The 10,437-nt window shown below is 41.7% G+C and carries 8 protein-coding genes and 1 pseudogene; 8 read left to right on the forward strand and 1 reads right to left on the reverse strand.

Annotation, left to right across the window (positions count from 1 at the left end; genetic code table 11):
* From Q9I99_RS10815 to dnaB, 7 genes and pseudogenes are all read left to right on the forward strand, one after another.
* Positions 1 to 630, forward strand: a 630-nt coding sequence (locus Q9I99_RS10815) for an RHS repeat-associated core domain-containing protein (protein WP_301667252.1), incomplete at its 5' end; no start/stop codon positions are given.
* 4 nt (positions 631 to 634) lie between these two features.
* Entirely contained in the window at positions 635 to 1,111 is a 477-nt protein-coding gene (locus Q9I99_RS10820; protein WP_301667251.1) for a hypothetical protein, read from the forward strand.
* Between the two features lie 384 nt (positions 1,112 to 1,495).
* Positions 1,496 to 1,930: pseudogene (locus Q9I99_RS10825) on the forward strand (transposase); the annotation flags it as partial.
* 233 nt (positions 1,931 to 2,163) lie between these two features.
* The gene (gene parA, locus Q9I99_RS10830) at positions 2,164 to 2,811 is read left to right on the forward strand and encodes a ParA family partition ATPase (protein ID WP_025457414.1); all 648 of its coding nucleotides are present in this window, start codon (positions 2,164 to 2,166) and stop codon (positions 2,809 to 2,811) included.
* Positions 2,812 to 3,072, forward strand: coding sequence for a hypothetical protein (locus Q9I99_RS10835; RefSeq protein ID WP_025457413.1), 261 nt, complete (start codon positions 2,812 to 2,814; stop codon positions 3,070 to 3,072).
* 1,769 nt (positions 3,073 to 4,841) lie between these two features.
* Positions 4,842 to 5,951 carry a replication initiation protein RepM gene (gene repM / locus Q9I99_RS10840; protein ID WP_301667250.1) on the forward strand — a complete coding sequence of 370 codons (1,110 nt, stop codon included), beginning with the start codon at positions 4,842 to 4,844 and terminating at the stop codon, positions 5,949 to 5,951.
* Positions 5,952 to 6,057: 106 nt separating this feature from the next.
* Positions 6,058 to 7,464 carry a replicative DNA helicase gene (gene dnaB, locus Q9I99_RS10845; RefSeq protein WP_301667249.1) on the forward strand — a complete coding sequence of 469 codons (1,407 nt, stop codon included), beginning with the start codon at positions 6,058 to 6,060 and terminating at the stop codon, positions 7,462 to 7,464.
* 338 nt (positions 7,465 to 7,802) lie between these two features.
* Here dnaB and Q9I99_RS10850 read toward each other — a convergent pair whose 3' ends face one another.
* The gene (locus Q9I99_RS10850) at positions 7,803 to 9,167 is read right to left on the reverse strand and encodes a Fic family protein (RefSeq protein WP_301667248.1); all 1,365 of its coding nucleotides are present in this window, start codon (positions 9,165 to 9,167) and stop codon (positions 7,803 to 7,805) included.
* A gap of 580 nt (positions 9,168 to 9,747) precedes the next feature.
* On the opposite strand from Q9I99_RS10850, the gene Q9I99_RS10855 reads away from it, so the two are divergent.
* Complete coding sequence (locus Q9I99_RS10855) at positions 9,748 to 9,951, forward strand: zinc ribbon domain-containing protein (RefSeq protein ID WP_234403248.1); 204 nt, start codon at positions 9,748 to 9,750, stop codon at positions 9,949 to 9,951.
* The last annotated feature ends 486 nt before the right edge of the window (positions 9,952 to 10,437 follow it).

The following is a 10,437-nucleotide window of genomic DNA, read 5'->3' on the forward strand; positions in this document are numbered from 1 at the left end:
CGTGAGACGGGGCTGCATTACAATTTCTTCAGGTATTACGAACCGAACATCGGGCGGTTTGTGAATCAGGATCCGATTGGGTTGGAAGGCGGCTTTAACGTTTATCAGTTTGCACCGAATGTAAAGGGGTGGGTTGACCCGTTAGGATTATTCGGCTTTGCAGGAACTATTCCCAGTTCTGGCGGCTTTGGCAGTTCAGTAGCAACTACTGGGCATCAACATGCTGCGGCTGCTAACAATGCAGCGGCTGCGATTGTTGCTTCCCGGTCAAAATCGCATACTGCTGTTGGGCGATGCAATAAAGACGAGCAAGACCCTTGTTCACAATTTCCCACAAAAAATGCAGCTAGAACTATTGCCTTAAAAGAAGCTGGTATTCCAACAAGTTCAACCCCTATTGCACAAAATATAATACCTAACTGGGAACAATATATGTATAAAAATCCAAATGGTTCACGAACACCACTCATTGTTTCACACCATCCCTCTGATGCAAATCATCCTTGTCCACACTGGCATGTAGGTACCGCAAAAATGGATGGAAATCTTGTTCAAAAAAGAAAAAATGGGAATGGTACATTTTCTTGGAAATACTACAAAGATAATGTAACTGTACAACATAGGAAATAGTATTATGACTGCCTTAAAAGATAAGATTTTTACTTTAAAACAGAATAATTTAATAAAAAAAATGAAAGAAAATTATTTTTTGAATAGTTTGATTTTGAATTCTGAAAAATTTATTCCATATCCATTTTCGTGTGAAATAATCAATCGTGTTTTCGTATCCTATAAAAGTATAGAATTATCAAAAGTAAATTTTAGCTTATCGATAAAAAATGAAATATTAAATTTTTTTATACCAGAGGAAAATAATATTATATATGTATACTTTTATGGTGGAATAAATGATTCAGCTAAAACACCAATAGAATTATTCCCTTTATTTATTATTAAAAGAAAAAATATTAGTAATTGGCTAGAATTAATAAACAAGCCTAATTTTTACTGTTTAAAATTTTTTAATAATAAAATAGATAAAATTATTGATATATCTCTACTCGACAATGAAGAAAATGTGTTATCTGTTTCCGTTGGAGTGAAAGAATAGCTTTTAAAATAAAAAACTATCTATAAATAGCAAATTATTAAGCAAACGTAGGTTGATTCAAGCCCTAATGCTCCTGCAAGGTCGTATGAACGGCAAGTTCAGCAAAAGACTCTCCCCTAAAACCTGTTTGTCCTGTAAGGGTGCCGTCGCCGCCGGCCGCCCGGTCAATCCAATACACGGGCTGAGACCTTTGCAAAATCCCCCCAAAATCCCCTAAATTACCACCAAGACATTTAGGGGATTTCTCATGAGCACCTTGTTCCGGCAAACCGCACAAGCCATGATTGCCAAACACATCGACCGCTTCCCACTATTGAAGTTGGATTAGGTGATTGATTGGCAGCCTATCGAACACTACCTGAACCGTCAAAGAACCCGTTACCTTATACCCGTACCGATGAGGAAGGCTATATCGAGAAACTGCATATCATCCCCGCCAATACCCATGAGTGCAACCACCTCTCGCCTTTGCTGGAAGGGATAGCCAAAGATACGACCGTCTATGCCGACAAAGGCTACGACAGTGCGTAAAACCGGCAACATCTGGAAGAGCATCAGTTGTTAGACGGCATTATGCGCAAAGCCCACCGCAACCGTCCGCTGACGGAAGTGCAAACCAAACGCAACCGATATTTGTCGAAAACCCGTTATGTGGTCGAACAAAGCTTCGGTACGCTGCACCTTAAGTTCCGCTATGCGCGGGCAGCCTACTTCGGACTGCTCAAAGTGAGTGCGCAAAGCCATCTGAAGGCGATGTGTTTGAACCTGTTGAAAGCCGCCAACAGGCTAAGTGTGTCTGCCTTAGTTACACGCTCATAAAACGGACGCGGCAATTATGGCAATTGTGGAGGTAATTTAAAAGAGAATCCTTCAGGCTTCTCTTTTTTATATTCTTACCAGTTTAGCTGTTTTACATTTTAGCAGTTGCGCAGTTTCACAGTAGTATAACTTTGCTAAATTTATAGTTGCAATGTACTAGCTTTAATGAAATAATATATTTAAATTAATTTTGAGGTGTACACTTGCCTGCACCCTACCCAAAGGTCTATAAGATGATTATTTCTTTTCTGAATCAGAAAGGCGGAACAGGTAAAACGACCGTCAGTACCAATGTTGCCGCAGAATTGGCCTACCGTGGTTTTAAAACACTGTTTGTAGATGCAGACCCGCAAGGCACGGCGATGCGCGGAGCCAGTGAACGTCCCGAAGACAAACCCCTACTCTACAATGTTATCGGTATGCCCAATACCAGCATTTCCCAGCAGATTCCCAAAATGCAGGAAGAAAACGGCTACGATTTCGTTATTATCGACGGCCCGCCCCGCATGACTTCCTTGGCTAAAAACATCATCATCACCAGTGATGTTATCGTGATGCCTATGCGGGCATCAGGATACGACGAATGGGCAACTAAGGAGATGGAAGAGCTCGTAGATGAAGCACGGAATTTCAAACCATCTATTATCTCCGCAATCTGTTTCAATGCTTTTGCCAAAAACACCAAGGTTGCAAAGGGCATCTTTCAGGATATTAAAGAGAAAGATTGGTCTTTTTTCGACACACTTATCTCTTCCCGAGCTATTTTTGCAGATGCCGGAACAAGGGGTTTGTCCGTCCGAGAAGTCGATCCGCGCTCTCCTGCCGTAACTGAAATAGAAAACCTTGTTAATGAAATTCTTGCTTTAAGAAAGGACAAATAAATGGCTGTTAAAGAAAAAGATATGTCTGCTTGGCTGTCCGGCAATACGGCAGAAGATGAAAAACCGGCGGAACAATCCCCTCAACCTCAAGAAGAAAAACCGAACTTTAATACAATGGAAGAGCGTCAGGCCCGCCTTACCGTCCCCATCCCCGTTTCCATGCACGTCAGGGTTAAAATTCATTGTGCAAGACACGGTATCACCCAAAACGATATGGTTGCTCAAGCCGTCAGAGAGTATTTGGAACGAAACGGAAGTTGAAATCCGAGTACGAGTATCGGAGGCTAATGAAAATAATCAAGCCTCCAACATTCCCTCTATTGCACCGTAAGCATCCAGAAAACCTATTGCAGACGATGGTTGGAGATCCGATAACGGATTTGAGTGCAAGGCAGTTGAATATTCTGAGGTAACTGCTTGAATACCATTCAAAGATATTCACTGTCAGCCTTCTGATGAGCGAACACGGACTATCGGATGTCACCGTCCGAAAGGATTTGAAAGTTTTGTCTATTCGTGGGTTTCTAACTACCCAATTCAAAGATGGATATACCTTAGAGTACATCGTATCGGATGGTTTGCTTGAACGTCTAGTGGTAAGTTGCGAATAAAAACTACCGCATAATCAGATTGTGTGATGTTTTTTTTGTAGTTACAAGAACAGATTATCGACAAATTTAAAATTTTGCGTATATTTCAAATTAACCTTGGCTGTGTTTTGATATTAGGTTGATACAGGATTTAAGAAGGAATCATGAAATACATGATTCCTTTTCGTTTGCCTATATTAAAAAATAAAGAATAGGGGTTGTTTTTTAATTTTAATCTTTTAACACCTTTTCTATTTTTTAGCAGTCTTTTTATTTGTCTAGTGTTCTGTATTTAAATGGGTTTATCTCGCCATCATGGCATATATCACACCGTTTATCGGGCAACATCACACCGTTTGTCGTTTTATTTGACACCGTTTGCCGTGCAATTCAGCACCGTCTATCAGGAAATAGCACACCGTTTTGCAGGTATATCGCACCTTTTGGCGTGCAAGACTAAACAGATGGGAAAATAGACATATCACACCTGTTTTCGTGTAAAACAAGCTGTGAACAACATATCTGACATTGATATAACACCATTTATCGTGCTTGAAAAATTCCTCCTAGTTATTAATTTAATTAATTGATGTATATAGATTTTATTCTAAATAATCGGCAATACTGCCTTCAATATCACACCATATAATGTGCTAAATTTCATCAAAAATTTTTGTTAGCTGGAACCCTACCTGTAGGTGTGGTGGGCCGTTAACACGTAGGACGAATGTCCAAGTACCGCTAAGAAGGCGTTAATAAATGTCCTCAAAAATAAGGGCAGCACACATAGCAGTGTGCCTTTTAATGTAAGGTTCAGGATTGATTGTCTTGCAAATGTGATTTCAGCCAAAGATATAACACCGTTTTTCGTGCTTAAAAAATTCACTTATGCTGCTATTTTAATATATTGATATGTATATATTTTTATAATAAATTCTATATAAACACCCTCAATATAACACCTTTTGGTGTGCAAGATTCCTTACCGGTTGAAACCCGTCGCTTGGACATTCGTTCCTTTCTAAATCAGGATGATGCTTTATGTGCTGCCCTTTAAAAACTTATATAACACCGTTTGGCGTGCAACAGTCTTGGGGTTAACCCTTGAATAACAAAAAAATAGAGTGAGTTTTTCATTTTAGTCTTTTAACCCCTTTCTCTTTTCGGTCTGTATATTTCAAAAGAATATATTGAATTTCAAAGATATTGCTGTTGTAAGTTAGGATATATCACACCGTTTATCGGGCAATATCATACCTTTTGTCGTTTTATTTGACACCGTTTACCGTGCAATGCAGCACCGTCTGTCGGGAAATGGCACACCGTTTTGCAGGTATATCACACCTTTTAGCGTGCATAAGGTTCAAGAATTAACTGATCATTTGACACCCTAATCATACAAAGGTAGCATATTGTTTTTATTTAGCGGAACCATCTGTTATGGCTGTTAAAAACCTTGTTGTTAAAGACAATGCGTTAATCAATGCCAGCTACAATCTTGAACTGGTGGAGCAGAGGTTAATACTGTTGTCCATTATTGAGGCTAGGACTACGGGAAAGGGGATTACCGCAAATGACAGGTTGACCATTACAGCCAGCAGTTACATGAATAATTTCCATACCAACCGCAATACGGCGTATAAGGCTTTGAAAGATGCCTGTAACAACCTTTTTGAACGCCAATTCAGTTTTATCGAAAAAACACCAAAAGGGGAAAAGGTAGTACGGACAAGGTGGGTATCTCAGGTCGCCTATATTGAACAACAGGCAACGGTAGAGTTAGTTTTTGCACCAAATGTTGCCCCTTTGATTACGATGCTAGAAAAAAACTTCACAAGCTACGAGCTTGATCAGGTCTCATCGTTGAGCAGTAAATACGCGGTGCGGCTCTACGAAATTATTATTTCATGGCGTGCAGCCGGTAAGACACCGATGTTCAGTACAATGGAGTTGCGCGAACGTTTGGGTGTGATGCCTGACGAGTATCAAAAAATGGAGCTATTCAAACGTAAGGTTTTGGATTTCGCCGTCAAGCAGATCAATGATAAAACGGATATTTCCATTACCTACGAGCAGCATAAAGAAGGACGAAAAATTGTAGGTTTTACATTCTCAATCCTACATAAAATAGGGTCGAAAGACATCCCTCTTGAAAATCAATCGGAACTTTTTGCCGGAATGACTGATTTGGAAGCCGGAACGATACGGGTCAGGGCGGAAGCATATATCGCTTCGCTCATTGCAAAAGGTCAGAACGTGACTAAAGCCCATAGGCTAAATATTCTGAAAAAAGCCGTAGAGGAACGTTGGGGATTTGAAGATGCGGCTACAGATAATGGGGTCAAAAATCCTGAAAACAAAAATGCAAAAGTCGTTTTAACCGAATGGGAAAAGATTTCTAATGGCACACGTTTTAAGGACAAGGATGGAACAATTTGGGTTAAAGATTCAGGTATGCTTAGGACTGAAGGGACAAACAGGTGGATAGCCGATTCTCAGATTGCCAGATTATTTCCTATGTTAACTGTGATGGTTGAGGAAGGTATTTAACCCGGCAGCTCGCGTATTCTACCTGTTTTGCGGTACGGAAACCAATTGAACCTGCTTTACGCTACAATAGAAGATTGCAATTTCGGCACAATAGATAGGATGTACCATGAACGATTACACAGCCATGCCGTCTGAAGACGGAGGAATCGGCTCATTGTCGCTTCCGCCGCACTCAATGGAGGCGGAGCAGTCTGTTTTGGGCGGTTTGATGCTGGAAAATCCGGCATGGGACAGGATTGCCGATGTGGTTTCGGGAGAGGATTTTTACCGGCATGAACACCGCCTGATTTTCCGATCCATTGCCAAACTGATCAATGAGAGCCGTCCTGCTGATGTCATCACGGTTCAGGAGGATTTGCAGCGGAACGAAGAGCTGGAAGCGGCGGGGGGATTCGAATATCTGATTTCCCTGGCGCAAAATACTCCGTCTGCCGCCAACATCCGGCGCTATGCCGAAATCGTGCGCGAGCGTTCCATTATGCGCCAACTCGCCGAAGTGGGAACGGAAATCGCCCGCAGCGCCTACAATCCACAAGGCAGGGATGCAGGTCAGCTTTTGGATGAGGCAGAAAACAAAGTATTCCAAATTGCAGAAAGCACGGCTAAATCCAAGCAGGGATTTCTCGAGATGCCTGCGCTTTTGAAAGAAGTGGTCGAGCGCATCGACATGCTTTATTCACGCGATAATCCGGATGAAGTTACCGGTGTGTCAACAGGCTTTATCGACCTCGATAAAAAAACCTCGGGCCTACAGCCGGGAGATTTGATTATTGTCGCCGGCCGTCCTTCTATGGGTAAAACCGCCTTTTCCATCAATATTGCCGAACATGTCGCCATCGAAGGCAAGCTGCCGGTTGCCGTTTTCTCGATGGAGATGGGCGGTGCGCAGTTGGTTATGCGTATGCTCGGTTCCGTCGGACGGCTTGATCAGAGTATTTTAAAAACAGGCAGGCTGGCGGACGAACATTGGGGACGGTTGAACGAGGCCGTCGTCAAGCTTTCCGATGCACCTATGTATATCGATGAGACACCGGGCTTGACTGCGCTTGAACTGCGCGCCCGTGCCCGCCGTCTTGCACGTCAGTTCAACGGAAAATTGGGATTGATCGTCATCGACTACCTGCAACTAATGTCGGGTTCGGGGCGTTCGGACAACCGTGCTTCGGAGCTGGGAGAAATTTCACGTTCGCTTAAAGCGTTGGCGAAAGAATTGCAGGTTCCTATCATCGCTTTGTCTCAGTTGAGCAGGACGGTCGAATCGCGTACCGACAAACGCCCGATGATGTCCGACCTCCGCGAATCCGGTGCTATCGAGCAGGATGCCGACCTGATTATGTTTATGTACCGCGACGAATATTATCATCAGGAATCGAAGATGAAAGGTCTAGCGGAATGTATTATCGGCAAACACCGTAACGGCCCGGTCGGAAAAGTTTTCCTGACATGGATGGGGCAGTTTACCAAATTCGACAATGCTGCCTATGTTCCCGACATTGAAGGGATAGGGGATTAAATGCCCGGATGAAAATTTATGGCTGTGTTTTAGTAATCTATTGATTTCAATTATTTGCAAGAGAAAAGACAAATTATTTTCCGGTTAGGAATAAACCTATCCTGTTGAATACCTTAAAGCCAAACACGCCTATCAACATCATATTAAAACACAGCCAATAATTAAAAGTATCGAATTTTCTAACCCTGCTTGCTCGGAAAGCAAAATTGCTACAATCTTGGTTAAATTAGCTACAAAGATTATTTGTAGAGCAAAAAGCAAGCAGTCCGCAGCTTCTTTTTGAAGGTGCGGACTGTATTGATTTTGACTCGGTTAAAGCTGCATTTTAGGTTAGCAAACTATTTTTTTTCTATCCTTTCCAATAAATCCTGAGGAGCAACATACTCTAAAGCATTTCCTGATTTGAACGGTACTAGGAATCTATATTCTCCCAGTTTGCTCAAATCGCTACGGGCAGTATTCAGGGAGATGCCGTATTGGTTGGCAATTTCTAGTGCAGTAAAGATTTTTCCGCTTTCTTCCACTGCTTTTTGCAGGATACCAATTTGCCGTTGGTTCAACTTTCCTATCTTTTCAGTATATTGGGCAATCGCTGCTTTGAATTCCTGTTGGTGTTTTTGTTTGTCGGAAATGTAGTGCTCCAAATCAGCAACCGCCCGCTTGATGATGCCGCATTGGTAATAGATGAAATAGGTTAAATCCAAATCGTCGGTTTCCACATACAGATAGGATTTGGCATATTGGGCAGGGGCTTTTTTCAGCAGGCGGCTGATGGATATGTATTCAAACAGCCAGTAGCCGTTTTTGAGCATAAACCAATAGAACAAAGCCCGCGCCGTCCGCCCGTTGCCATCGCCGAACGGATGGATGTAGCCAATCAGGAAATGCAGGATGATGGCTTGGACAACCGGATGGATAAACGGATTTTCCACGCCGTCATAAGTGTTGTTGGCAAACGTGCATACCGCTTCCATCAGCGTATGAACCTGCCCCTGCGGCGGTGGTTGGTACAGGCTGTTGCCGTCGTTATCGGCGATAAAGATTTCGTCGTCCCGCCTGAATTGCCCGGGTTCTGCCCCGTTTTCAATGGCGTTGTCGGTGGCAATGCGGTGCAAATCCAAAATCATTTCAACGCTTAACGGCGTATTTTTCAATTCTACCGCTTTTTTCATCAGATGATAGTTGTTCACTATCATGATTTCGTCTTTGGTTTTGGGTTTGCGCTGCGATTTGAGCATGTCCTTGGCCACTTTGCGCGTGGTGGCCGCACCTTCCAGTTGGGCGGATGTAATCGCTTCTTCCATAATCAGCGATTTGAGCAGGAACCGGTTTTGCTCGTTTCTGCCGAAACCGCCCAAGCTGGACGTGCCGATAGTGCTGCCGCAGCTTTTGTCAATCAAATGAAGCCGTGCCTGTAAAGAATCGGGAATGCAGAATCTGAATTGGTGGTTAAACGGAAAATCAATCGGTTTTTGGATTTTCTTACGGCTTTCCTTGACGGCGCGCCACTTCATCCGCGTGTCTTCCGTGTGAATCCGGCGAAATTTGTCCCAATGCAGATAGGTTCCGTTTTCATCGGTCACGGAGAATTCGGAATAATCTTTGATTTCAGCAAGAAAATCGGGAATGTCTATATCAGGATTGTTTGAGGAAGAATTCAGCAGCTTGGCAATTTGTGTCATTCTTTCAGTGAGATGCTGCATATATTCCTGTTGCAACAGGGTAAATTCCGGAGGTCTGGAAATTTTCATGATAAATACCAAAATCGCGCAATTTTTTATAATTGAGTTATTTTAGTCAAATTTTCTAGAAATAGAAAGTATTAAAATACGAATCTTAAAGAAACCATAGTCTTCATAAATATGGAAAAATTGTGTCTACTATATTAAAAAAGGCTGTGTTTTAATATAGTGTTGATAGGCGTACTTGGCTTTAAGGTATTCAACAGGATAGGTTTATTCCTAACCGGAAAATAATTTGTCTTTTCCCTTGCAAATAATTGAAATCGATAGATTACTAAAACACAGCCTAATGTAAAAACCAATTGGTACAAATGGCGAAGATACCATTTGGCTCAAACGTACCGAGCGGCTACGCATGGAATGGTAAAATACCTACCGCAAATTGAAAGCTGCAAGACGACAGCTCTACTATACGTTCGCCAACAGAATTGCCGAACAAAGCCGGATAATCTGTATCAAAAAACTGAATCTGCTCAACCTACAGTGCATACAGATTAAAGTCAACAAACTCCACCAGAAGATAGTTGCCCCATCCCTACTGTTGCATACGCTGAAAGAAGGTGCAGCTAAAAATGGAGTTCATATCGAAGAGATTAAAGCCAATGCCACCAGCCAATCATGTTACTCTTGTGGCCGCTTGAACAAACGGATAGGTGTTGCTGCCACAAGAACCAATATGATTTGTGAGAGTTTCGGTCGGCATTACGACTCTGATGAAAATGCCTCGTCCAATATTCGAAAATAGGGAGCTGAAAAGCTGGAAACATAGAGTAGCAGTTGACCGCAAAAACATAAACGCTTACGGAATAAAAAGATGTAGTGATCGCGTCCCTGCATTCTTTTTATGTTTTGATGCTTTAGCAGTTATACAGTTTAGCAGCTGTACATTTTGGCATTTTAAACTTTTTATATAAGAATCATCATTTTTAAATACTGCAAATATTTTGTACAAATTATATTCAGTATGCCTTTTTGATTCCTCATCATTAATATCTCGTTTATATTAATATTGCAAATAATTTAAACAAATTTTAGGAAAGGAAACCAATTGCGGTAACATCTAAAATTCAAAAAACTGCTTCTTTCTTTTTTACCTTCTTGCTGGTTTTATTCTTAACGTCTTAAGACACACTGTGTTTACAGTTTCTTATTTGTTATAATTTTGTTGCAATGTCATTCTAAAAAAGTCATAATCATTTTGACTTAGTTTCTCAAGTTTCTCAAATATTCC

The sequence above is a fragment of the Neisseria basseii genome, from assembly GCF_962707005.1.
GTDB classification, from domain to species: domain Bacteria; phylum Pseudomonadota; class Gammaproteobacteria; order Burkholderiales; family Neisseriaceae; genus Neisseria; species Neisseria bergeri.